Genomic DNA, 23,709 nt, shown 5'->3' on the forward strand with positions numbered 1-23,709 from the left:
AATATATAATTTTAACCTTCAAAAATATCAGTTGGTTTATCTTCATCAACAAGACAATCAATTATTGAGATTACCATAGGATGTAATTCTTCTACATCTGGATTTTCTCCTATAATTTGTAAACCTTTATTTAGAAGCGTTCTTGCTCTACTACTATCTTTCCAATTGTATGAACCGAAATTATCATTGTGTTGTCTTACAAATCCGATTAATTGATATATTAATGTTAATTGAACAAAAAAGCTATTGATTTCTTCTAAAAGAATATTTCCAAGTTTTGCATCTTTTGCTTTTATAACTTCTTCTAATTGCGAACGAAATTGATTTACAGTTCGTGTAGTTTTATCATTCCCTAAATCATTATTTACCTCTTCTAATTTATAAAATTCTTCCTTCAAAGTTTCTTCTAATTTTGGCCATTCATTTTGAATTTCAATTTGCTCAACCTCTTTTGCAAGTTTTTGAAGTTCGGAACGAGCTTCTAATCTTCCTGATTCAGTTTTTTTAGTTTCAAATATGTTTTTGACTTTGTTTAGTTTTTCTTTAAATTCTTCTTTTCTATTAGAATCAAGGTTATCAATATTATCTTCGGTTTCTTCAACTTGTTCTTTTAACCAAGCTTCTGTGAGTTTAGAGTCATTAGCAATTACTTCAAAAGGCATTTCAAAATCAATGTCAATAAAGTTTACTTTACCTGTCATAATATTTGACCTATCTATTTCAATAGTTAGATTGGCAATACTATTTTCGGCTAATAATGAAGGAAGTTCATTGCCTGTTATACGAATTGTTGAAACGTGATTGTTTAAAACTGCTTTTGTAAACGGTTCGCCTTGGTATATTGGAATATCAATAAAATCATCCATTCCTGGACGAATTTGTTTTTTATTTTTCAGGTCATTAAAAACACCCGTTGCTGCAAGAGTTTTTCCTTTTTCTAAACCTTTTAGGGGTTTAAGTATTTTTTTTCTTGAAACCTTATCTATAACCTCTATACAAACAGTATGTGGCAAAACTGTTTTTCCAACATCAGTACCTTCAGAAATTGAAAAATTATAGGGTTCACATTCTAATTTATTACCTTTTTCATCATAAATTAGAATAGAAAAGACATTACGCTCTTCTGATTTTAAATGTAATTCAATTACTTCACCAATACTATTTACTTCTACTTTTTCACTTTTAAAGGCTTCATCTTCTCTAGCAATTTCTGCAAAAACTATTCTATCTTCATCTTTCGTTTTTATAGTTATAAAAGTACTTTCTCCAACAACCATTGAATCATAATCGATATGTAATTGCACTTTTGATGTATCTATATCTACATTTTCAACAGGATTGTTTATCGTAGAAGCATATATGGCAGCACCTTCAGCTACTACTGTCATTGGGTCAACACTAGTATTTGGTTTTTTAATTTGAGTTTCAAGCATTTCTCGAACTACAGGTGAAAGCGTAGGTCCACCAACTAATATTAATTCATCTAAAGATTGACCGTTCTTGTTATTTCTTTTCAATAAGACATTACAATAATCAATTGCTTTCTGAATAAATGGCGTAATTACTTTTTTAAGTTGTTCTCGTGTTATTGTTAAATCTATTTCAAATTCTTCTCCTTCATCATCTTCTCCATATTCATCATAAAGATTAGTAAGTATAGAATACTCATCTTTATATGATAATTGGTTTTTAGCATCTTCTGCTAAAGGTTTCCACATTTCTTTAAAAGCGTTAAACTTTTCAGAATTGGATATAATAAAGTCTATTGAAAAGTTCTCTTTTAAGTATGGGATAAATATTTCATCAACAATTGCTTCATCTAAATTTTTACCACCTAAAAAGTTATCGCCTTCTGTGTCTATTACTTTAATAATACCATCAGATACTTTTACCAAAGCAGAATCGAAAGTACCACCTCCAAAATCAAAAACTAACCAATATCCATTTTTATTTGAAGATTGAACACCATAGGCAATTGCAGCAGCATAAGGCTCTTGCACTAACTCTACGTATTCAATTCCTGCTAATTCGGCAGCTTTTTTTGTTGCACTAATTTGATTCATTTCAAATGCAGCTGGAATTGTAATTATTGCAGATTTTACATCTTCTTCTTTTACATAAGATTTAAGAGTCTTTAGAACTTCCGCAGATAAGTCTTCAGAACTTAAATTGCCTTTTAATGTGGTATGCTGAACCGCATTACCCATAGTTCGTTTGAACTCTGTAAAAATATTTGATTGGAAATCTGGTTTGTTAAATGCTCTTCTTTTATCCACAGGAAATTGGGCAAAAGATTTCACACCTACTTGAAACCCTTTTTTCGTTACTGTAACAGAAGATGGTGTTGTTTCTCCATTAACTTCATTTTTAAAAACTTTTGTTTTCCCATTTTCCATTACTGCAATAGCGGAATTGGTAGTTCCTAAATCTATCCCAAAATCTATTTTTAATCTTGCCATATTTATTTTTTTATTCGTTGAATGCAACAATTACTTTAGCCGCTTGTATCATTTTTTTATCAAAGTTTACTTGTGGCTTTATAATTCTTTTTATTATTTGTTTTCCTTCTTCAATACTGTCATCAAATTCTAATGTTGCTACCATATTCATTCCTGAATTGTAGTTCTGTCCTATAAGTTTAGGGATTTCATATCCATAAGCTTTAAGATTATCTAAAATGGATTCAGAATATTTTTTCAAATGTTTATATCCTTTGATGCTCTTGTCCATTACTTCGAGATTCATTAAGATTCTTGTTACTTCATCAGCAACTTTAAGTACTAAAGAATGGTCTTTTTCCTCTTTGCCTAATGTTTTACTTTCTGATTCTTTGATTTTTAATTGTGAGCTAATAATTTCTAAAAGCTGGCTATCTAACTTCACACTTTCTTCTTCTAATGCAGTTTTAGTGTTCTTTATTTGTGTTTCAACATCTGTTTTACTTGATTGTATTTGATTTTTAACTTCATTTTTATCTGAAAGCATACGTTTACCCAATAGCCAATAAACCAAACCACCTAATAAAAGTGTAGCCAAAGTTGCAATTATCCAATACAAACGATTTTTGCCTAAACTACTATCTAATTCTGAAATTTTGGAATTTGCATTTTCGCCTGTTTGTTTAATTTTTTTGTTTAGTTGTTTGTTGACAGAAGATAACTCTTGCTTGCTTTTGTTAATTAGAGTATTCAAGCTATCGACAACTTTTACTTGATTGTCTATAATTGTTTGGTTCAAATCTTTTTTAACAATACGATATGTTCTGTATTCTTTATTCAATTCGGAATAAAGTTTTTGAATATCGTTTTGCTGTTGGTTTACTTGAGTTTGTAAACTTTTAATTTTTTCAATTAATTCCGTACTTGGTTGCTCTTGAGCAAAAAGATTGGTTGCTCCTAAAAAAGCAATTATTAGTATTGTTTTTTTCATTGTTAGTATTTTGCTGCTGAAAGTTCCATTTTTAATTTGTAAATCTTTTCTTCTTGAGATTTGATGTTTCTTCTCTTTTCTATTTTTGATTTTTCTGTGAGCTGGTCAATTTTCTTTTGTTGGGATTGAATTTGTTCTTGCTTTTCAGAGCTACCTCTAAACAGTTTGAATTTTTGAATTTCGCTCATTTCATTGCGAGCAAATCTAATTTCATTTTCGAGGTAATTAGTTTGATTTATTTGTCTTAACTTCTTTTCAGCACTTGATATTTCCTTTTGTAATCTTTCAGAAGGTGCTAATTCAACAACATATTTTTTGCTATGAATCAAATATTCATCTACATATACTTCAATTCGATGTTCTCCTATCTTATACGTGCATTCATCAGAATTCCCCCAACCTGGTAACTCAATTGTTTTTGAATCATTATTTATTTCTTTTGTAGTTGATTGAGAGTATCCAATTGGTGATATTTTTGAGTTTCGTTTGATGCTACCATCAGGATTTATATACTTTAGGTAAAAGTTTACAGAAGTAGGATTTTCAACTTTTATATTGAGGTTTAATCCAATATACCTCACAAATTTAATATATAAAGGTTGATTGTCTGTATTGGTTATTTCAGAAGAAGTAACTTTGAAAGTTAGTTTTGGCGGTATCTTTTTGTAGTCATTAATTATTCTAGTTATTACAGAATTACTTGAAGAATTTTCTTTTAACCATTTTGCTAATTCAATAAATTCCGCTTTGAGTTTGTTATTAGAGCTTTCTTTTATCTTCCCTAAACTACTACTATCCAAAACTGCATTTAGCAAGTTATTTACCTCTTTCCAATTAATCGAATTTTTAATGTTATCATCAACAGCAGTTTGGTTAATTGTTTTCAATCCAAACTTTATTTCGGCATCATTTTCCATTAAATCTTTAATCTGTTGCCTTATTTTCGCTTCATTTGTTTCATAAGCATCTTTTACAGATTGCAATAGTTCAACAGCTTGAGAAAGGCTATTGTCTTTCATTTCTTCGAGTGTAGAAATATGGTCTTTTGCTCTATCTTGAATCAAACTTCCAACTGCAATTGACAATGCTGTTTTATTAAGTTCTTGAGCTTGTTTTAAGTAATCTTTATTGGAATCATTTTCTTGACTTTCGTTGAAATAATCAATTCCACATTGCATTATTTCATTTGCTAATTGGTCTGCAATTGTTTTATATTTTAAATCAGTAATTCCAAGTAATGATTGCAACGTTACTAAGTCATCTTTACAGTTTGCAGCTAAGTTTAGTCCAAATTGGTAGGCATCAATTTTGTTATCCTTTCTTTTGTTTTTACTTCTGGAAATTTGGCTTTCAATATTGTGTAGCGGTTCTTCTGTGAACTTTTTTGAAAGATAATTTCGAGTAGAACCGTTGCAATTACTGAATAATTGTAATGTTTCAGAACTAGAATATTGGTTTTTGAATTGCGTAAGCAATTCATCAACCAATTTTTCTATTTGTTTTTTATTGTCAATGGTAAAAGTTTCATCTGCAACAGAATGAACAAAATTTTCAAAGTATCCAGATTCTATAAGTTTGATTTTAGCTTCAATTCCTTTTTTTATTTCATCTTGGTTTTTGCTCAATAATTTGAAAGTTCCTAAATTATTAAAAGCTGAAAAGTTCTTAGAATTTACATCTTTGTTTTGGGTTACTTTATCCCAGATTTCAATTGCTTTTTCTTTGTCTCCATTTTTCAGGTAGTCAATCGCAGTATTATCAAAAGGATTGACATTTAAAAACCAAAACAAAGCATAGTTTACTTTATCTTGGTTTTGCTCAATGTTTGAAAAAGCTTTATTTATAGAATCTTCGGTTCTGGTAATGCTATTTAAATCTTGAAAGTCATATTCAGAATTTATTTTCTTTCCAACCTTTGCAAATGCTCTGATTTTTCCTCTTTGCTTTTCAAGTTCTTTTGCAGTAGCATTTGAAAGAATTCCTGCAATTCGGTAAGGGTTATTTTGGATTAACTCCATATTTTTTCGGTTGGTTTTAAGTCTTTCAAATTACTCTCTTTTTTTTATTTCGGATTACGGTTTTCCGTATTCAGTTCAATTTTTACTCGAGCGTTGGCAAAAAACAGCTCTTTTGGTTTTTTCAGCGTTGGCTTATGTGTCGGCAAAAAACCAAATGTGCTGTTTGTGCGGCTGGCTTATTTAGTTCAAATGTTCAATTTTTATCGTTTTTCCGCATTATGCACAACTAGTTATATAATAACCTTTATTCCTCATATCCATTAAATATAAGAGGATATAATAAGTTTCTTATTATTTATACCCTAAAAGATATAAGCAACGAAATTAGCTCTTATTAGTCTAGAAAAAAATACGTAGAACTACGTATTTTTCTTCAACAAAAGCCAAATTACAACAGTCTAATTAATATATTTTGAGGATATCCGTAAAAACAAAAAAAACCACTAAGTTTTCACTAAGTGGTTTTAAATAGTACTACTATTTTTTTTATAGTTTATTACTATTTGGTTTGTAGTTTTTAATCAATCAAAACCTCTAAAATAGTAATGGCAGCTTCACTAATTTTAGTTCCAGGACCAAAAACTGCAACAGCTCCAGCATCAAATAAATACTGGTAATCTTGTTTTGGTATTACACCACCAACAATTACCATAATATCTTCTCTGCCATACTTTTTAAGTTCTTCTATAACTTGTGGCACTAATGTTTTGTGTCCTGCTGCTAAAGAAGAGACACCAAGAATATGCACATCGTTTTCTACAGCTTGCTTTGCAGCTTCGTGAGGCGTTTGAAATAATGGACCAATGTCTACATCGAAACCAATATCTGCATAACCAGTAGCCACAACTTTTGCACCACGATCATGTCCATCTTGTCCCATTTTAGCAATCATAATACGTGGTCGTCTACCATCTTGCTCTGCAAATTGGTTTGCTAATTGTTTTGCTTTTGCAAAACTCTTGTCGTCTTTTATCTCTTTACTATACACACCAGAAAATGATTTTATTTGTGCTTTATATCTACCATAAACAGCTTCTAAAGCATCACTAATTTCGCCTAAAGTAGCACGTTCTTTTGCTGCTATTACTGCTAAATGTAGTAAATTATTTTCAGCACTTACATTAGAGTCTTTAGTTTTGTTAGATAATCGTGCAGCTTCGGTTAAATTATGTAAAGCCTGAGTTACTTTTTTAGTATCGCGTTCTGCTTTTGTTTTTTCTAAACGTTCAATTTGTTGTTTTCTAACGGTTTGGTTATCGACTTCTAAAATATGAAGCGGATCTTCTTCGTCTAAAACATATTTATTAACACCAATAATAAGGTCTTGACCAGAATCTATTCGTGCTTGTTTTCTTGCCGCAGCTTCTTCAATTCTTAGTTTTGGAATACCAGCTTCTATAGCTTTGGTCATGCCACCAAGTTCTTCAACTTCTTCAATTAAAGACCACGCTTTTTGTGCGATGTCATCGGTTAGTTTTTCAACATAATAACTTCCAGCCCAAGGATCTACCGTTTTGGTAATATTGGTTTCTTCTTGTAAATATATTTGTGTGTTTCTTGCAATTCTAGCCGAGAAATCTGTAGGTAGTGCAATAGCTTCGTCTAAGGCATTGGTGTGTAAACTTTGTGTGCCACCAAAAGCAGCAGCAGTAGCTTCTATAGTTGTACGTGCTACATTGTTAAATGGATCTTGTTCTGTTAAACTCCAACCACTAGTTTGGCAATGCGTACGTAATGCCAATGATTTTTGATTTTTAGGATTAAACTGACTTACTAATTTTGCCCACAACATTCTTGCAGCTCGCATTTTAGCAATCTCCATAAAATGGTTCATACCAATAGCCCAAAAGAAAGAGAGTCTTGGCGCAAAAGTATCAATGTCCATTCCTGCGGCTAACCCTTTTCTTATGTATTCTAAACCATCTGCAAGTGTGTAAGCCAACTCAATATCGCAAGTGGCTCCTGCTTCCTGCATGTGGTAACCAGAAATACTAATACTATTGAATTTTGGCATGTTCTTGCTCGTGTATTCAAAAATATCCGAGATAATTTGCATGGATGGTGTAGGAGGATAGATGTACGTATTACGTACCATAAACTCCTTTAATATATCGTTTTGTATGGTTCCTGCTAAATCTGTTAATGCAACGCCTTGTTCTTGTGCTGCAACTATATAAAAGGCTAAGATTGGTAAAACAGCACCATTCATAGTCATAGAAACGCTCATTTTATCTAGCGGAATCTGGTCGAAAAGTACTTTCATGTCTTCAACACTGTCTATGGCAACTCCAGCTTTTCCAACATCTCCAACTACGCGTTCGTGATCAGAATCATAACCTCTATGCGTTGCTAGATCGAAAGCGACAGACAATCCTTTTTGTCCTGCGGCTAAATTTCTACGGTAGAACGCATTACTTTCTTCTGCAGTAGAAAATCCTGCATATTGTCTAATAGTCCAAGGTCTACGCACATACATTGTTGAGTATGGTCCACGTAAATTTGGAGCAATTCCTGCTACAAAACCTAAATGCTCTAAGTTTTCTAAATCAGATTTTGAATAATTCGATTTTACAGGAATGTCTTCAGCAGTTAAAGAGGAAACAGATTTTGTTTCTTGACTTTTTACTACAGATTTAATTGCGATATGTTGAAGGTTTTTTCTGCTCATTAGTCATGGTTATGTCCAGCGTGTGGATCATTCGCAGCTCCTTTTGTAGGAACTGCTTGTTTAGGTGTTTTTTTAAAATTAACACCATCAACACTAGGCTTTGTTGGATCAGGCTGTGCTTGCGAAAAGTTTGTGTTTAGTTCTTCTAGTTTGGTATTTAATAATTGAGAATAGAAAAACTCTAAAGCTACATAAGATTTTAAACTACCATCTGCTTGGATAAATCTTGAACTACTACTTAAAAGCGGTAAAATTAAACTTGGCTTTAAGCTGTTAGTCGCTAATAAAGCGTTATAGGTTGCTTTAATGTCTTTGTCTTTTATGTTATTGGCAATACAATCTACTAATGGACCTGAGTTATTAAGCGAGTTTTTTCCGTTGGTCTCTGTCCATAAATTAGTACTTTCTTTTAAGGCTTTTGCTATTTTTAAACTATGTTCGCTGGCAATATTTTTCACATTTAATTTACCTCTTTGTCTTTCGTTTAGAAAAGTAGAATATGCTTTTGTGAAATTTTTATTATTAATATTATAAGCTCTAATTATGTCGTTCTCGAAAGAATAAACAGCCTCTTGCAATAAATGGCCATTTGGGAAGTCGCAAGCCAGTAGTTTAGGATTTTCTGAGTATTTGTAATCGATTGATTTAGAATTGTTACAGCTAGAAATTGTAACTAAAATTACTAAAATTAAAAGTTTAAAAGTTGTCTTCATTTGTAAAATGTTTATTCTGTTTTTAATCGGTTTTGTTCTATAGTTTCTGCTAATCGTCTTTCTAAAATAGGTTCAAGTAGCGTTTTTCTGGCATTCATTTTTAAAAAAGGATAGAGCTCAAGGTCGTCTTTCATTCTATCTTCTGTATTTGGATGCTTGTTTGTACCTAATAATGTAATGTCTCCATTATCAAAACTAGCTTGTTCTTTAGCTGCGCTTTCTTTTATTTTTTTCTGAATTAACCCTTCTTTTAAATGTTTTAGAAAACCACCTTTGGCTTCTATCTCTTTAAATAATGCTAATGCTTTTTCCGAAAGCTGTTGTGTTAAACTCTCGATATAGTAAGCACCATCTGATGCATTTTTGACAGCATTAAAATAGCTTTCATGTTTTAAAACCAAAAGCTGGTTTCTAGAAATACGCTCGCCAAATTCGTTGTCTTTATGGTAAATAGCATCGTAAGCAAGATTACAAACAGTATTTGCGCCACCAAGAATAGCACTCATACATTCCGTAGTTGTGCGTAACATATTGGTATTGTAATCGTAAAGTGTTTTGTTACGTTTTGTTGGTATAGCTATAATGTGGCAATCTTCTATTACACCATATTCTGATGCTAAAGTTTTCCAAAGTAGCCTTAAAGCACGAAGCTTTGCTATTTCGAAAAAGTAATTAGTACCTACAGATACTTTAAAAGTAATTTTAGATTTTAAATTACTATTTAAAATATTTAAATATTCGTTTGCATGTGCTAAACTATAAGCGAGTTGCTGTATAATATTTGCACCTGCATTTTGGTATAAACTTAAATCGACGCTAAGTGTGTTGTTTTTTTTTGAAACAATTTTTTCTAATTGTTCGTGATCACTTTTTAAATTATTAAACCAATTACCAGATCTGGCAAGGTTTCCAATACTGTCTGTTAATAAAGAAACTCCAGTAATAGCAGATAGCTGCTTAGCATAATCTGCATCTAAAAATTGTAATTCAAAAAATAATGGAGTAGAAGTAGCATTGATGTTTTTTAATAAAATTTCAATTGAAACTTCTTTATTTGGGATAATAAATAGAATGCTTTCCGCACCGCGTTCGATTGCGTTTATGGCTTTTGCATTAGATTTTTCAACATCAAAAACAAATATAGATTGGCATATAGACCATGAGTTTGATGGGATTTCTGGAAAAGGTTCTCCATTAAAATCGTCTGCATGATAAAATGGTTTTACATTAATATCTTCAGGAGTATTCCAAATTAAAGTAGAGTTATAGTCTACGCCTTTTAAATCTGCCTGAATTTGTTGTTTCCATGCTTTTGCAGAAACACTATCAAAATCGCTAAATAGTTTTTTACTCATCTTTTTTAACTTTTAAACTGTCTTGATATTCAATTATATAAATGTCTTCGTTATCTCGTTTCATATAATATTCTTCGCGAGCGAATTTTTCTAGACCTTCTTCTTTTTTTAATTCCTTAATGGCTTTATTGTCCTTAACTATTTCTTTTCTATAATACTCTTTTTCTTTTTCAAGTTTTTCGATATCATTATTTAATTCATTGTGAATTATTAAAGAATTACCATCAAAAAACAGCATCCATATAGCAAATGCTATAAAAATAATTAAGAATATATTTTTAAAATACTTAAGCATTAAGTTAGTTTTTCGTTAATTATTGTACGTACAATATCAACAGCTACTGTGTTGTATTTATTGTTCGGAATAATTAAATCTGCATACTCTTTCATTGGTTCAATAAATTGTTGATGCATTGGTTTAAGCGTTGTTTGGTAACGTGTAAGCACTTCATTTATATCTCTACCACGTTCTGCAATATCTCTTTTTACACGTCTTATTAAACGCTCATCACTATCTGCATGTACAAATATTTTAATATCGAACATGTCGCGAATTTTTGGTTTACTAAGAATAAGAATACCTTCTACAATCATCACATGTTTGGGATGTGTAGTTACTGTTTCTTTTGTTCTGTTATGGTCTACAAAAGAATAGACTGGCTGCTCAATACTATTTCCAGCTTTTAAAGTTGTTAAATGCTGTCTTAATAATTTAAAATCTATAGATTTTGGATGGTCGAAGTTTATTTTAGTACGCTCCTCGTAAGACATTTCTGAAGTGTCTTTGTAGTATGAATCCTGAGAAATAATACCAACTTCACCTTCTGGTAGTTCATTCATTATTTGCTCTACTACAGTTGTTTTACCACAACCTGTACCACCAGCAATTCCTATTATAAGCATATTTTGTTTATTAAATTTAATTGAACAAATTTAGGAATTTGAAACAAAAGATTAGCGTTCAACCTTCGAAACTTCTTCTTCACTTATTAACGATGTATTTTTGTTTGTCCAACTATTTGTAATGTAGTTCATTACATCTGCTATTTCTTTATCGCTTAAGCCTTGTGAAGCCATTGCCGAATTGTATTTTTTATCATTAACTGTAATCTCCACAGAAAGCCCATATTTAATAGCTTTTATACTCTCTAATCTGTTGTTTTTTAAGTAGTCTGATTTCGCTAAAGGCGGAAAAACCTTAGGTACACCTTTTCCATTTGCCATGTGGCATTGCATACAAAAGTCGTTGTAGATTTCTTTGCCTTCGGAAAAATCCTGATTAACATGAGCACTGTTTTGAGTCATTTTTTTATCTGAAGAATTACAAGAACACATCAAAAAAAGCAGACATAAACTGAAGCTGAAGTTTTTCATAACTATTTAATGTCTTATCAATTTAACAATGCCTAAGTTTTCTACACCAACGTAAATATAACCATCTGGACCTTGTTCTATAGAACGTACTCTGCCAATACCAGCGAGAAGCCTTTCTTCTTTTTCAACTTTACCGTTTTTAATTTCACAACGATCTAAATAGCTAAATTTTAATGAACCTACTAATAAACTACCTTTCCAATCTCCATATTTATCCGAAGAAATAAAAGACAGACCACTAGGTGCAATAGATGGATCCCAATAATGAAGCGGCTCTTCCATGCCTTCCCTTTTAGTTTCGTCGGTAATTGAAGTGCCAGAATAGTTTTTACCATAGGTAATAACAGGCCAGCCGTAGTTTTTTCCTTTTCTTATTATATTTATTTCGTCACCTCCTTTAGGTCCATGCTCGTGTGTCCAGATGTCTTGAGTTTCTGGGTGTAGCTCCATGCCTTGTGGATTGCGATGTCCATAAGACCAAATGGCTTTTTTAGCACCTTTAGAGTTTGTAAAAGGATTGTCGTTTGGTATTGAGCCATCATCGTTTAATCGATATATTTTGCCACCATCTCTAGTTATATCTTGTGGATTCTCGTCACGATTACCACGTTCTCCAATAGAGAAATATAGATAACCTTCTTTATCGAAAAGGATTCGTGATCCAAAATGCTGACCTTTAGTAGTATTTGGTTCTGCTTTATAAAGCAATTCTTTTTCAATTAGAGAGTCGTTTTTAATTTTTGCTCTCATTATAGCAGTATTGCCACCTTTTTCTTCTCCTTTTGGTGAAGCATAAGAGAAGTAGATCCAACCGTTGTTTTTATAATCTGGATGAATATTAATATCTAATAGTCCACCTTGACCACGAACATAGATTTCTGGCAAGCCTTTAATTTCTTTTTTAGTCTTGTTTTTAAAGTGAATTATTTTACCTTCTTTCTCTGTAATTAGCATAGAACTGTCAGGTAAAAATACAAATCCCCAAGGATTTGTTAGTTCTGAAACTATAACCTCGTGAGAATTTTTATTATTTATTGGGTTTTTATCTTGAGCACAAGCCGAAAAAGTGAGCAATAACAGTACAAAGTAAGCTAGTTTTTTTGTTCCCATTGTTAAATTGAAATGTTTTCTACAATTTACAATAAAAATAGCTTGTTATTTAAATAAGTAAAGTATATTTGCACTTCTAAAATTTAATGTTTTAGTTTTGATAACTGTTTTCGGGGTGTAGCGTAGCCCGGTTATCGCGCCACGTTTGGGACGTGGAGGCCGCAGGTTCGAATCCTGCCACCCCGACTTTTAAAAGCTCAGTTTTTACTGAGCTTTTTTTATGCCAAAATTTCACTTTTTTTTAATTGAACTTTTTATTTTGCACCTGTTGTGTTTATTTATTGATGTATACTGTTTTTATGTTTACGAACTCATGAATACCCTCTTTTGATAATTCTCTACCATATCCTGAAGTTTTTGTGCCTCCAAATGGTAATCTTGGATCAGATTTTACTAAATCATTTATAAAAAAAGCGCCACCTGGAATATCTATAATTTTTTGTTTTGCTGTTTCTATGTCTTTTGTAAAAGCATGGTCCCTAATCCAAATGGACTATTAGATACTAGTGTAATTGCATGATCTAGGTTTTTTGCTTTAATAATGGGTGCGACTGGACCAAAAGTTTCTTCTTTAAAAACGTCCATATCTTCTGTTGCTTCGGTAAGAATTGTAGGTGAGAAATAGGTTTTGTCTATTTTATTTCCAATTAAAACTTTGGCTCTTTTTTTTATGGATGCTTCAACTTGTTTCCTTAAATCGCTAGCTAAATCTGCACTTGCTAGTGTGGCAATTTCGGGTGATTCTTTTAATGGGTCACCATATTTTAAGTTTTCTACTTTGTCTTTAAAACGTTTTACAAATTTATTGTAAATACCTTCTTTTACTATAAAACGTTTAGCAGCAATACAACTCTGTCCTGAATTCTGAAAATCTTGCTTTTGCCATGACGTCTAGGTGTTTATCTAAATCGGCATCATCTAAAACAATGCAAGTGTTATTGCTGCCTAGCTCTAAAACTGCTTTTTTTATATTTAATAATCATTTTACGTTTTTTTTAATAGCTCATTCTGTTAACCTTTTGAGAGATTCTATATGAAAGAGTAGTAGTCATAAACTCGAACTTTAAAAAAAAATAAAAATGAAAACAAAAATTCACGTACTATTCCTATTGGTGTTTATACTATTTCAGTCATGTAAAGCACAACAAGACCAAGCATTTCCAAAAGTTGAAAACCATTTTAAAGGAGTCTTAGATTATAGGCATGAAGCACTAGAAATTGTTCAAAGACAACAGAATGGTAAAGAAATTAAATTAGGAAAAATTAATACGGATGGGACAATCTATTTTAATTTACCAGAATTTGATATTAAGGCACTTTATGATAGTATTCCTTTGCAACCTTATAAGTTTCAAAATATTTTTTCAATGAACAGTAGCTGTAAAGACAGGGATGTTTTTGCAAAAACACCATTTGATGCTATTTACGCTCAGAAATACAAACTATTAATAAAAAAGTATGGCATAAACGTAGCGATATTAGAACCTGTTGGAGATAGTCTTGTTGCTAACAGTAAATATTTTTGGTTTTATATTGATAGAGCTATAACATTTAAGGACGATTGTATTAAAACATCTCCTACGACTAATAATCCTTATGCTAATATTAGTGCAAATATTAAGTTTGAAAAAGGATGGAACTTTATAGAAGAGCGCCTTGAAATAGTTGAAAATAATAGTGAAGTAGACTCTCTTCCATATCAAACAAGTACGATACATTTTTCCAAAATTGAACCTGCGAATAAAAAGGTGAAATGGTCTTTAAGGCAAATACAAAAAGATAGAAAGATAGAAGTAGCCAAAAAATTATACAATTTAACTCCTATTACAAAAACAAAATTTGAAAAATGGGTACCAAACAAACTTGGTGATTTATCAATAACAACCAAAGTGCACGGTAAACCACCTATTGGACAAAGTAATAAAAACAACATGCACTTAGTCTATACTAACAAAGTAGAGAAAAGGGAAATAGATATTTACGTAGTTGATTGTGCTAAGAATCCAGATGATATAGGAATGATTGATTTTGCTTATGCGATGGAAAATAAAGGTAAAGATGAAAAGGATATAAAGCCATATATAGCTCAATATAGTGAAGAAAAAAAAGCAACACAACTACTATACAAAGTTGAAGATAGAATAATTGTAAACGCCTCAGGAGTGAATATTAATGCGGAAGAGTTATGGGATTATATTAAAAAATTAAATGTAGAAAAATTATTAAAAGAATAAAAAAGGAATCATGCTTGACTAGTATAAAGTGAAGTGCAAACAATTATTATAAAACCAATACATATGAAAACTTTAAAAACCACCATAATAGTATGCTTTTTTGCCATCATGGCAAATGCGCAAATAACTACAAAGGATATAGATAATATTGTAGAAGAAGAAATGATACTACAAAATCTACCAGGATTAGCAATAGGCGTATTTAGGGAAGGAGTAATAAATTACACCAAAGGCTATGGGTTTAAGGATGTCGATAGTAAAATTCCTATTAGTGATACTACGGTTTTTAATTGGGCATCTATATCTAAAACATTAACAGCAGTTGCTGCGTTTCAGATTTTTGAAAGTAGAAATGATATTGATATAAACGATGCAGTTATCGCGCATTACCCATATTGGACTGCTAATATTGATGGTGAAGAAGTATCTGACAAAGAAAATAAAGAAAAAATCACACTAAAGCAGCTATTAACGCATAGAAGTGGTATTAATCATTATAGAAAAGGAGCTAGCTATAATAAAGAAAATTATTTAACAAATAGTAATAGTTTTAACGCAAATTCTTCTGTTGATGTTTTTAGAAATATGACATTAGATTTTGAGCCTGGAGACAGATATAAATATTCTTCGTATGGTTATAGTTTATTAGGAGCCGTTATAGATGAAAAAACAGGAAGCTATACAAGGTGGATAAATACTAATATTAAAAACGTATTAGATATGCCAAGTTTAGAAGTTTCTAATGATAGTATGGTTGGGTTTCAGAAACCTATAGATGGTGCTATTAAATTAAAAGTAGATGGAAGTAAAGAATATGTTCTGCCTGGTGGTGGTTGGAAATCAAATATAAGAGATCTTCTTAGGTTTTCAAGAGGTATTATAGAAGGTGAACTATTAGAAAATACAGACAGCCTATGGAGAGATGATGGTAATAGAAAGGCAGATGGGAGTCCAGTTAAAACAAGAAGAGGTGTTTTAAGTGAAGGTAGCGGGCTTAGACATAGAATATATCATGGAGGAGCACATAGCAATTTAAGATCTTTTATGTACATAAAGCCAAATGATAGTATTGCGATTGTTGTATTGATTCCAGCAAATTATGCTAAAAGAGAAAACCTTGTCTATAAAATTTTAAATAAAATGAATAATGTCCAACCTGGATATAGAACCCAAAAAACACCAATAAATAAATGTGGTACAGGAATGAAAAGTTCAAATAAAAATTTTGTTGGCGTGTGGAGAAAAACTGGAGAAGATGTAATTATTAGACGTGGTTACGCAACCAATAATTTTAATACAGAATGGCAATTTTTATCATCGAAAGGATATTACTTAGAAAATTTTGAATTTTCAAACAATTTATGGAATGGTGTTTTTAAAAAAGGAGCAGGAAAATATGCAATGTGGAGAAATTATAATCAAGACCAGTTTAATAAGAAATGGAAAGAGATGAATAAAAAAGGTTACCGTCTTTATGATTTAGAAACATACACTATAAATGGCAAACGAAAATGGGCAGGATTATTTAAAAAGGGCTCAGGAAAATATGTAATGTATAGAAACTATTCAACTTCAAAATTTGGAACAAAGCGAGAGAAATTAGCAAAATCTGGGTATAAGTTAATTGATATTGAGGTTTATAATTCAAATAATGGCTTAAAGTGGTCTGGTGTATGGATAGCAGGAGAGGATGGGAAATTAAATAGAAATTTTGATGAAGCAGCGTTTATAACTTTAGTAAACAAAAGAGATAGGGAAGGTTATAATTTAATAGATGTTGAAACATATAAAGTAAATGGTAATAGAAAATGGACAGGGATTTGGGAGAAAAGCAACAAAGCACAGCGTATTTTATTTGGATCAAATTATTGCGATTTTATGGGAATACATGATGTAAATAAAGATGAGTTTGAATTAATAGATATAAATAGCTATTAATAATAATGTGAAAGCATTGCAATAAACTTTAAGATTGTTGATGCTTTTATTTGTGGTTTCTTTAGAATAATAAAACTTTATGTGTCTATAATTTCTGTTGATAACTTAACTGTAAGTATTCTATCAAAAAAACTACTTTTGTAGTATAAATTATAGAACATGTCTGATACAATAGAAAAAGTAAAATGCCTAATAATAGGATCTGGACCAGCAGGATATACTGCTGCCATTTATGCTGCCAGAGCGAACATGAAACCTGTTTTGTACCAAGGAACACAACCTGGAGGACAGTTAACGACAACTAACGAAGTAGAAAATTTCCCTGGTTATCCAGAAGGAATTACTGGACCTGCAATGATGATGGAACTTCAAGCGCAAGCTGAACGTTTTGAAACTGATGTAAGAGACGGCTGGATTACTAAAGTAGATTTCTCTGGAGATGTACATAAAGTTTGGGTAAACGAGGAGAAAGAAATTCACGCAGAGACTGTAATTATATCTACAGGAGCAAGTGCTAAATATTTAGGTTTAGACTCTGAGCAAAAATATTTAAAACTTGGTGGAGGTGTTTCTGCATGTGCAGTTTGCGATGGTTTCTTTTATAGAAACCACGAGGTTGTTTTAGTTGGAGCAGGAGATAGTGCTTGTGAAGAAGCACATTATTTATCTAAGCTTTGTAAAAAAGTAACAATGTTAGTAAGACGTGATGAGTTTAGAGCGTCTAAAATTATGGCTGCAAGAGTAAAAAACACAGAGAATATAGAGATACTATTTAACACAGAAACTGAAGAAGTTTTAGGTGATGGGCAAGTAGTAACAGGTGTTCGAGTAAAAAATAATAAAACAAACGAAGCGCATGATATTCCTGCAACAGGATTTTTTGTAGCTATTGGTCACAAACCAAATACAGATATCTTTAAAGGCTTTTTAGATCTTGATGAAACAGGATATATAATTAACGCTAAACCAGGAACATCTAAAACTAATGTAGATGGTGTTTTTGTTAGTGGTGATGCAGCAGATCATGTGTACAGACAAGCAATTACAGCAGCTGGAACAGGTTGTATGGCAGCTTTAGATGCAGAACGTTATTTAGCAGCTAAAGACTCTACTTTCGAGGTTAGTACTTCTAATTATAACTAGTTAGACTTATTCTAGCTTAGGTTAGAAATATAAATATTAGAACTAAAAAACCCGAAGCAATTGCTTCGGGTTTTTTAGTTCTAATATTAACTAGTTTTTCTACTTCTTTCTCAAAACAGCTTCATCTTCAAATTTTTTCAATTCAATTTTTGGGCTACCATAAATATAAGTTTCCGTAGTTCCAGAAGCTTCAATAATAAAATTTGAAGCGGCTTCAATATGTGTATCTGCTCTTCCTTCAGTAATTAAATGACACGTTTTTACGGTAAGTTTTTCAGCTTTCAAAGTAGAGGAATTATCTGTATTTACTATTAATTCGTTAGCATCTCCTTCTAGTCTTGCGCTGGCACGTTGTAGCATGTCTATAGCAATAATTTCAGAGTTTATTAAAGCTTCAATAGAAGTATTATCACTTAAATCTAAAGTTGTAGATTTTGCAGTTACATTTAATTCGACTTTAGTTTTTCCTGCTCCAATATATTTTAGAGTATCTGCTTCAATAGTTAAAAAGGCTTTGGTAGATTCTTTTGTTCTTAGTATTAGATTTTGCGCTTTAATTGTGCTTTTTCCTGTTAACTCGGCATCTTCTTTTAATTCTATAATATTTAAAGAATCTTTAAATATTACAGTAATTTCCATTTTCTTACTAGAAGTAATTTTCTTGTTCGTTTTAAAACTTAAACTACCTTCTTGTACATTAAAGACTATTACTTCATGTAAATTATCGTCTGTATCTACTTGTATAGAGGGTGTTTTTCCTTGTTTTATGTTAATTTTAAAATTGTCACCAATTACCAATCTGTTAAATTGATCAATTTCTGTAGTTTGAGTCGTAACGTTTCTATTGCCTTTTATTTTTTCTGTGCTTTGAGAAAATCCAGAAAGAGTAATAAAGCAAGTAAGAATAAGGAGGTGTATTTTAGTTTTCATATTTATTTTCCGAGAAAGCGGAAATCTTGTAATTAATTGTTCAGCAAATATATAACAAAAACCATCCCAAACTTTTAAAAAAGAATGGGATGGTTTGCGGTTGGTTGATTTTTGTTTGTTTTTTTTACAGTAATATATTTAGTATTAATGCGATTAAAAACTTTGCTATGGTTATCATAATTTCTGTTTTTATAGATTACTGAAACACGTTCAGTATAAATTATTTGTGTTATTCTTTATTTTTATCCGAAGTTATTTTAATACCATCTTCGTCAATATTTACTTCAACGTTATTGGTTTTGCTTTTTACACCATCTTCGTTAATTTGTATAGAATTAACATTTGTTGAAGCTTCAATACCTTCAGAATTTATTTTAAGCTTTGCACCATCTTTATTAATGTTTAAATCGATTTCAAAATCATCGTCGTCGTTGTCGTCTTCGTCACAATCGTTACATAATAGTTTTCCATTTTTAACGGTTAGAAAATGACCTTCTTTGGTTGTAGATAATAAACAATTACGGCTGTGGAATCTATGTGTGTTTTCTTCAGCAAAAAGTGTCATTCCAATTGGTAAATAAATAGTTAATTCTACCTCTTGATTTCTCTTAATATCATTATTTGGAATTACGAAATGATTATCTAGTAGTAATTCATTTCCAATTAATTCATAATCATAACTAATATTATTTGCTAATTTTTTGGCTGATTCAAAAGATGAATTTCTAGATAATTTTACAACTTTAATTTTTGCGACACTATCTCTTGTAGAGCGAATTCTAAATTGAACACCTCTTGAAAAAGTGATCTTATCACCTTTATCGTTAAAAGCAGTATCAAAATCATGAAAGTTTTTATAAAACCCATCAGCATAACTTTCATTACCTCTCATAGATAAGAATAAAGTATCCTGTTTTGTAATGCTCTCTAATTTTTCGGTTGTAATTGAAGGTGCTTTTTCGCTATAAGATAAGCCTTGCTTTGCTCCAATAATGCATATGCCAATTAATGATAACAACCAAAGACCTAGCATAGTGAACTTAGCGACATTACCTATAGATCTTAGATTATTTACTAAAATTTTAAGACCTAAATAGAAAAGTAATAATAATGGAATTACAAATAAAAAGTAGATTACTAAAAACACAAACCATAAAGGCGTGTTTGATGCTTCTGCTAAATACGTAAAGTCAGAATTTCCAAGATGTATTTGACCTATGCGTCCCATAAACATTGAAGAAATAAAAACGACAGTAGTTGCTATTACACCAACTGCACCAGTAAACATTAATATAAGACCTATAAACTTAGAAAAGATTTTTATAAAGAACATAAAAATATCTGCAATAGTATCGAAAAACGTCTGTGAGCTAGATTTTATTCTGTTAGTAGACTTATTAACATCTATGTTTTTTACAGAATTAGATATATTATCGCTTGCATTTTCAAAACCTTCTTTAAGTTTATCGCCTGCAGTTTGCAAATTGTGTCCTACACTTTCTGAAACTGTTCCAAAGCCGTCACGAATTTTTTTTTCTATGTTAGAGATCGTGACGTTTTCTCCAGTCATTAATATTTTCTCTGAAGTTGTTTTAGCTTCAGGAACCAATATCCAAAGGAGGATGTAAATTAGTATTCCTGTACCAAAACCGCCTATAACTAATACTAGCCATATAATTCTAATCCATAAAGCATCTATACTAAAGTAATGTGCTAATCCAGAAGAAACACCACCAACATAAGAGGATTCTGTGTCTCTAAATAATTTTTTAGATCTACCTTTAGAATATGCTTTTTGTTGCGGTTCATCTTCAAATATTTCGTCATCAACAAGGTAGTCTTCGGGTTGTCCCATAATGGTAATAACCTCGTCAACTTGTTTGTTTCCAATAACTTGTTTTTCGTTTAATATACGTTCCGAAAATAATTCTGCAATACGAGATTCGATATCTGCAATTATTTCCGATCGTCCTTGAGAATCTGTAAATGAACGTTTTATAGCCTCAAGATAGCGCTGTAATTTTAAGTACGCATCTTCATCTATATGAAAAAATATACCTGCTAAATTTATGTTGACTGTCTTATTCATTAGTGTTGTTTTTTGATGGTGTTACAATGTTAACTGCTGTTTGCAATTCGTCCCAAGTAGTGGTTAATTCTTTTAAAAACAATTGTCCTGTTTCTGTTAATCCATAATATTTTCTTGGTGGTCCAGAGGTGCTTTCTTCCCAACGATAATTAAGAAGTCCTGCGTTTTTAAGTCGTGTAAGTAGTGGGTAAATTGTACCTTCTACTACTAGCAACTTAGCGTCTTTTAGTGTGCCTAAAATTTCGGCGACGTAAGCATCTTTGTCTTTTAAGACAGATAATATGCAATACTCTAAAACACCTTTACGCATTTGTGCTTTTGTGTTTTCTATCTTCATATTGTCATGCGAATTAATGTTGTTAAACTGTTCATTTTTTGATTGATTATTGATGATTTTTTTTAGATACTAAAACCAAGTTCAGTACACGTTATTTTAAAAATTTAATACTTAATGGGTATTCGAAAATGACTCCATCTCTAGCTCTTATGCTTGCTTTTATTATAAAAACGATTTCAAGTATAAAGCCTATTACAGCCAAGAAACCTAAAGAACCTCCAATGTAAAATAGAGGAGAAGGTTTGCTTAAATTAAAATGAATGCCTTCGAAAAGATCGAAATTCATAAAATCGAATCCATTAAAAATACTGAAGGCAAAGAACGGAATGGTTATTAAGCCAATAATTAAAGAATAAATTAATATGCTTATTTGAAAATTTAAGGCTTGCTTTCCATTCTCATCTATAAATTCAGATTTGTCTTTGTTTATTATCCACAATACTAATGGTCCTAAAAAATTTCCAAAAGGAATAAGAAACCTTGAAAAGGTAGAAAGATGAATAAAAGTGGCAATATTGGTGTGGTTTTTTTCTTGCATTTTAAAAGTATATAATAGTTGCTTATACAAATATATGTCTTTAAAAAGGTATTATGTAACGCATAGTACTAAAATTTAACAAATTTTTAACATATTGGAATATGAAATATTTTCAATAATTTTGAAGAAATCTTAAAATATATGAAGCTTACACCAAGTAAAATAAACACTTTCAACTTTTTTAAACTACCTGCAGTATTCTTAACAGGTGTTCGCGTAAAAACTATAGACGATAACTCTTGTACTGTAAAAGTAAAACACCGTTGGATTAATCAAAACCCATTTAAATCCATGTTTTGGGCAGTTCAAGGTATGGCTGCAGAGTTAACAACTGGTGCTTTAGTGCTTATGAAAATTAGAGCTTCTGGAAAAAAAGTATCGATGTTAGTGTCTAATAATAATGCAAGCTTTACTAAAAAAGCAACAGGAAGAATTACTTTTTCTTGTAACGATGGACATTTAATAGATGAAGCTTTAAGAAAAACGATAGCAACTGGTGATGGTCAAACCTTTTGGATGCAATCTATAGGTACAAATAAAGAAGGAATAGTAGTATCTACTTTTAATTTTGAATGGTCAGTTAGAGTGAAAAAATAAAATAGTTGTAACATTTTAGTTTATAATGCTACAAATTAGCATATCAATATAAATCAAGAAACAATGACATCACACGAAATAGATTACAAAATTTACGGAGAAGAAATGCAATACGTAGAGATAGAACTCGATTATCAAGAAGGTGTTGTTGCAGAATCTGGTAGTTTTATGATGATGGATGATGGCATTACAATGGAAACCATTTTTGGAGACGGTTCAAAAAAAGATGAAGGTTTTCTTGGGAAAATTCTAGGCGCAGGAAAAAGAATTCTTACAGGTGAAAGCTTGTTCATGACAGCTTTTTACAACGATTTAGATGGAAAACGAAACGTTTCTTTTGCCTCTCCATATCCAGGAAAAATAATCCCAATAGATCTAACCGCATTTAACGGGAAATTTATTTGCCAAAAAGATGCTTTTTTGTGTGCTGCAAAAGGTGTGAGCATAGGAGTAGAGTTTAGTAAAAAACTTGGTCGTGGGCTTTTTGGAGGTGAAGGTTTTATAATGCAAAAACTAGAAGGTGATGGCATGGCATTTGTTCATGCAGGAGGAACCACAGCTAAAAAAGAACTTAAAACAGGAGAAACTTTACGCGTGGATACTGGTTGTATTATTGGTTTTACTCAAGGCATAAATTACGATATAGAATTTGTTGGAGGTATTAAAAATACAGTTTTTGGTGGTGAAGGTTTGTTTTTTGCAAAGCTACAAGGTCCAGGAACAGTATATATTCAATCGTTACCATTTAGCAGATTAGCTGGTCGTGTTTTAGCAAGCTTACCAAAAGGAGGGAACAGTAAAGGAGAAGGTAGTATTCTAGGAGGTTTAGGAGATTTGTTAGATGGTGATAATAAATTCTAGAATAGTTAATTGTGAATAAATTAACAATGAAAATAAGAAACATCCTCTTTTTCAATTGATTTTTTCACTACATTTAATCGAATTTAAAACTTGTTTGCCTATTCTTGAAATTTACTTTTTTACTTAATTAAACACAATTATTATGTCAAGAGCAATGTTCGAGTACACCAAAACGATACTTAATAAAGTTAGTTTTGATGCCAACTTGTTTTGTAAGGAAGTTCAGAAAGCACTTCAACGGTTACTACCTTACGAAATTGAAGAGTTGAAAATTTATATAACATCCTTAATAAACGAAAACCCAGATTTAGACAAATGTCTAATCTATTTAAAAGCATAAAAAAAAAGCGACTCACGAGTCGCTTTTTTTATGTT

At 31.2% G+C, this 23,709-nt stretch carries 21 protein-coding genes, 1 tRNA gene and 1 pseudogene; 7 read left to right on the plus strand and 16 right to left on the minus strand.

Going from position 1 to position 23,709, the window contains the following annotated elements:
• Positions 1–11: 11 nt before the first annotated feature.
• From CW733_RS01640 to CW733_RS01685, 10 genes are all read right to left on the minus strand, one after another.
• Entirely contained in the window at positions 12–2,459 is a 2,448-nt protein-coding gene (locus CW733_RS01640; RefSeq protein WP_100995082.1) for an Hsp70 family protein, read from the minus strand.
• 10 nt (positions 2,460–2,469) lie between these two features.
• Complete coding sequence (locus tag CW733_RS01645; protein WP_100995084.1) at positions 2,470–3,429, minus strand: hypothetical protein; 960 nt, start codon at positions 3,427–3,429, stop codon at positions 2,470–2,472.
• Between the two features lie 2 nt (positions 3,430–3,431).
• The gene (locus tag CW733_RS01650) at positions 3,432–5,447 is read right to left on the minus strand and encodes a hypothetical protein (protein ID WP_100995086.1); all 2,016 of its coding nucleotides are present in this window, start codon (positions 5,445–5,447) and stop codon (positions 3,432–3,434) included.
• Between the two features lie 517 nt (positions 5,448–5,964).
• Positions 5,965–8,115 carry a methylmalonyl-CoA mutase gene (gene scpA, locus CW733_RS01655; RefSeq protein WP_100995088.1) on the minus strand — a complete coding sequence of 717 codons (2,151 nt, stop codon included), beginning with the start codon at positions 8,113–8,115 and terminating at the stop codon, positions 5,965–5,967.
• On the minus strand, positions 8,115–8,828 hold the full coding sequence (locus tag CW733_RS01660) for a hypothetical protein (protein ID WP_100995090.1): 714 nt from the start codon (positions 8,826–8,828) through the stop codon (positions 8,115–8,117). The genes scpA and CW733_RS01660 overlap by 1 nt, the downstream gene beginning before the upstream one ends.
• An 11-nt stretch (positions 8,829–8,839) precedes the next feature.
• A complete protein-coding gene (locus CW733_RS01665; protein WP_100995092.1) occupies positions 8,840–10,183 on the minus strand; it encodes a methylmalonyl-CoA mutase subunit beta in 1,344 nt (447 codons plus the stop codon).
• Positions 10,176–10,478: a septum formation initiator family protein gene (locus tag CW733_RS01670; protein ID WP_100995094.1), complete on the minus strand. Its 303-nt coding sequence runs from the start codon at positions 10,476–10,478 to the stop codon at positions 10,176–10,178. Before CW733_RS01670 ends, CW733_RS01665 begins: the two co-directional genes overlap by 8 nt.
• Positions 10,478–11,086 carry a uridine kinase gene (gene udk, locus CW733_RS01675; RefSeq protein ID WP_100995095.1) on the minus strand — a complete coding sequence of 203 codons (609 nt, stop codon included), beginning with the start codon at positions 11,084–11,086 and terminating at the stop codon, positions 10,478–10,480. The genes CW733_RS01670 and udk overlap by 1 nt, the downstream gene beginning before the upstream one ends.
• A 51-nt stretch (positions 11,087–11,137) precedes the next feature.
• A complete protein-coding gene (locus CW733_RS01680) occupies positions 11,138–11,488 on the minus strand; it encodes a cytochrome c (RefSeq protein ID WP_232730384.1) in 351 nt (116 codons plus the stop codon).
• Between the two features lie 75 nt (positions 11,489–11,563).
• Positions 11,564–12,667 carry a PQQ-dependent sugar dehydrogenase gene (locus CW733_RS01685; protein ID WP_100995097.1) on the minus strand — a complete coding sequence of 368 codons (1,104 nt, stop codon included), beginning with the start codon at positions 12,665–12,667 and terminating at the stop codon, positions 11,564–11,566.
• A 111-nt stretch (positions 12,668–12,778) separates the two neighbouring features.
• Here CW733_RS01685 and CW733_RS01690 point away from each other — a divergent pair.
• A tRNA-Pro gene (locus tag CW733_RS01690) sits at positions 12,779–12,853 on the plus strand.
• Positions 12,854–12,941: 88 nt separating this feature from the next.
• Here CW733_RS01690 and CW733_RS16575 read toward each other — a convergent pair.
• Together CW733_RS16575 and CW733_RS16580 are read right to left on the minus strand one after the other, a co-directional pair.
• Positions 12,942–13,513 (minus strand): annotated as a pseudogene (locus CW733_RS16575) (aldehyde dehydrogenase family protein).
• Complete coding sequence (locus tag CW733_RS16580) at positions 13,503–13,637, minus strand: aldehyde dehydrogenase family protein (RefSeq protein WP_255411493.1); 135 nt, start codon at positions 13,635–13,637, stop codon at positions 13,503–13,505. The pseudogene CW733_RS16575 and the gene CW733_RS16580 overlap by 11 nt, the downstream one beginning before the upstream one ends.
• Positions 13,638–13,746: 109 nt before the next feature.
• On the opposite strand from CW733_RS16580, the gene CW733_RS01700 reads away from it, so the two are divergent.
• From CW733_RS01700 to trxB, 3 genes are all read left to right on the plus strand, one after another.
• On the plus strand, positions 13,747–14,901 hold the full coding sequence (locus CW733_RS01700; RefSeq protein ID WP_100995099.1) for a hypothetical protein: 1,155 nt from the start codon (positions 13,747–13,749) through the stop codon (positions 14,899–14,901).
• A gap of 63 nt (positions 14,902–14,964) precedes the next feature.
• A complete protein-coding gene (locus CW733_RS01705) occupies positions 14,965–16,839 on the plus strand; it encodes a serine hydrolase (RefSeq protein ID WP_100995101.1) in 1,875 nt (624 codons plus the stop codon).
• 159 nt (positions 16,840–16,998) lie between these two features.
• On the plus strand, positions 16,999–17,982 hold the full coding sequence (trxB, locus tag CW733_RS01710; protein ID WP_100995103.1) for a thioredoxin-disulfide reductase: 984 nt from the start codon (positions 16,999–17,001) through the stop codon (positions 17,980–17,982).
• A 99-nt stretch (positions 17,983–18,081) separates the two neighbouring features.
• On the opposite strand, the gene CW733_RS01715 is transcribed toward trxB, so the two are convergent.
• The 4 genes from CW733_RS01715 to CW733_RS01730 form a co-directional block, all read right to left on the minus strand.
• Positions 18,082–18,912: a GIN domain-containing protein gene (locus CW733_RS01715; protein WP_100995105.1), complete on the minus strand. Its 831-nt coding sequence runs from the start codon at positions 18,910–18,912 to the stop codon at positions 18,082–18,084.
• Positions 18,913–19,141: 229 nt separating this feature from the next.
• Complete coding sequence (locus CW733_RS01720) at positions 19,142–21,001, minus strand: PspC domain-containing protein (RefSeq protein WP_100995107.1); 1,860 nt, start codon at positions 20,999–21,001, stop codon at positions 19,142–19,144.
• Entirely contained in the window at positions 20,994–21,338 is a 345-nt protein-coding gene (locus tag CW733_RS01725) for a PadR family transcriptional regulator (protein ID WP_055437507.1), read from the minus strand. The genes CW733_RS01720 and CW733_RS01725 overlap by 8 nt, the downstream gene beginning before the upstream one ends.
• A gap of 91 nt (positions 21,339–21,429) precedes the next feature.
• Positions 21,430–21,876: a DUF4870 domain-containing protein gene (locus tag CW733_RS01730; RefSeq protein WP_100995109.1), complete on the minus strand. Its 447-nt coding sequence runs from the start codon at positions 21,874–21,876 to the stop codon at positions 21,430–21,432.
• Between the two features lie 141 nt (positions 21,877–22,017).
• Here CW733_RS01730 and CW733_RS01735 point away from each other — a divergent pair, with 141 nt between their 5' ends.
• The 3 genes from CW733_RS01735 to CW733_RS01745 all read left to right on the plus strand — a co-directional run bounded on the left by CW733_RS01735 (position 22,018) and on the right by CW733_RS01745 (position 23,674).
• Positions 22,018–22,473, plus strand: a complete 456-nt coding sequence (locus tag CW733_RS01735; RefSeq protein WP_100995111.1) for a DUF4442 domain-containing protein — start codon at positions 22,018–22,020, stop codon at positions 22,471–22,473.
• 63 nt (positions 22,474–22,536) lie between these two features.
• Positions 22,537–23,334 carry a TIGR00266 family protein gene (locus tag CW733_RS01740; RefSeq protein ID WP_100995113.1) on the plus strand — a complete coding sequence of 266 codons (798 nt, stop codon included), beginning with the start codon at positions 22,537–22,539 and terminating at the stop codon, positions 23,332–23,334.
• Positions 23,335–23,476: 142 nt separating this feature from the next.
• Positions 23,477–23,674 carry a hypothetical protein gene (locus tag CW733_RS01745; RefSeq protein WP_100995115.1) on the plus strand — a complete coding sequence of 66 codons (198 nt, stop codon included), beginning with the start codon at positions 23,477–23,479 and terminating at the stop codon, positions 23,672–23,674.
• Positions 23,675–23,709 lie beyond the last annotated feature (35 nt).

The sequence above is a fragment of the Lacinutrix sp. Bg11-31 genome (assembly GCF_002831665.1).
Lineage (GTDB): Bacteria > Bacteroidota > Bacteroidia > Flavobacteriales > Flavobacteriaceae > Lacinutrix.

Coding starts and splice junctions, on each gene's coding strand:
- CW733_RS01640 (WP_100995082.1), bottom strand. CDS start 2,459: ATGGCAAGATTAAAAATAGATTTTGGGATAGATTTAGGAACTACCAAT.
- CW733_RS01645 (WP_100995084.1), bottom strand. CDS start 3,429: ATGAAAAAAACAATACTAATAATTGCTTTTTTAGGAGCAACCAATCTT.
- CW733_RS01650 (WP_100995086.1), bottom strand. CDS start 5,447: ATGGAGTTAATCCAAAATAACCCTTACCGAATTGCAGGAATTCTTTCA.
- scpA (WP_100995088.1), bottom strand. CDS start 8,115: ATGAGCAGAAAAAACCTTCAACATATCGCAATTAAATCTGTAGTAAAA.
- CW733_RS01660 (WP_100995090.1), bottom strand. CDS start 8,828: ATGAAGACAACTTTTAAACTTTTAATTTTAGTAATTTTAGTTACAATT.
- CW733_RS01665 (WP_100995092.1), bottom strand. CDS start 10,183: ATGAGTAAAAAACTATTTAGCGATTTTGATAGTGTTTCTGCAAAAGCA.
- CW733_RS01670 (WP_100995094.1), bottom strand. CDS start 10,478: ATGCTTAAGTATTTTAAAAATATATTCTTAATTATTTTTATAGCATTT.
- udk (WP_100995095.1), bottom strand. CDS start 11,086: ATGCTTATAATAGGAATTGCTGGTGGTACAGGTTGTGGTAAAACAACT.
- CW733_RS01680 (WP_232730384.1), bottom strand. CDS start 11,488: ATGACTCAAAACAGTGCTCATGTTAATCAGGATTTTTCCGAAGGCAAA.
- CW733_RS01685 (WP_100995097.1), bottom strand. CDS start 12,667: ATGGGAACAAAAAAACTAGCTTACTTTGTACTGTTATTGCTCACTTTT.
- CW733_RS01700 (WP_100995099.1), top strand. CDS start 13,747: ATGAAAACAAAAATTCACGTACTATTCCTATTGGTGTTTATACTATTT.
- CW733_RS01705 (WP_100995101.1), top strand. CDS start 14,965: ATGAAAACTTTAAAAACCACCATAATAGTATGCTTTTTTGCCATCATG.
- trxB (WP_100995103.1), top strand. CDS start 16,999: ATGTCTGATACAATAGAAAAAGTAAAATGCCTAATAATAGGATCTGGA.
- CW733_RS01715 (WP_100995105.1), bottom strand. CDS start 18,912: ATGAAAACTAAAATACACCTCCTTATTCTTACTTGCTTTATTACTCTT.
- CW733_RS01720 (WP_100995107.1), bottom strand. CDS start 21,001: ATGAATAAGACAGTCAACATAAATTTAGCAGGTATATTTTTTCATATA.
- CW733_RS01725 (WP_055437507.1), bottom strand. CDS start 21,338: ATGAAGATAGAAAACACAAAAGCACAAATGCGTAAAGGTGTTTTAGAG.
- CW733_RS01730 (WP_100995109.1), bottom strand. CDS start 21,876: ATGCAAGAAAAAAACCACACCAATATTGCCACTTTTATTCATCTTTCT.
- CW733_RS01735 (WP_100995111.1), top strand. CDS start 22,018: ATGAAGCTTACACCAAGTAAAATAAACACTTTCAACTTTTTTAAACTA.
- CW733_RS01740 (WP_100995113.1), top strand. CDS start 22,537: ATGACATCACACGAAATAGATTACAAAATTTACGGAGAAGAAATGCAA.
- CW733_RS01745 (WP_100995115.1), top strand. CDS start 23,477: ATGTCAAGAGCAATGTTCGAGTACACCAAAACGATACTTAATAAAGTT.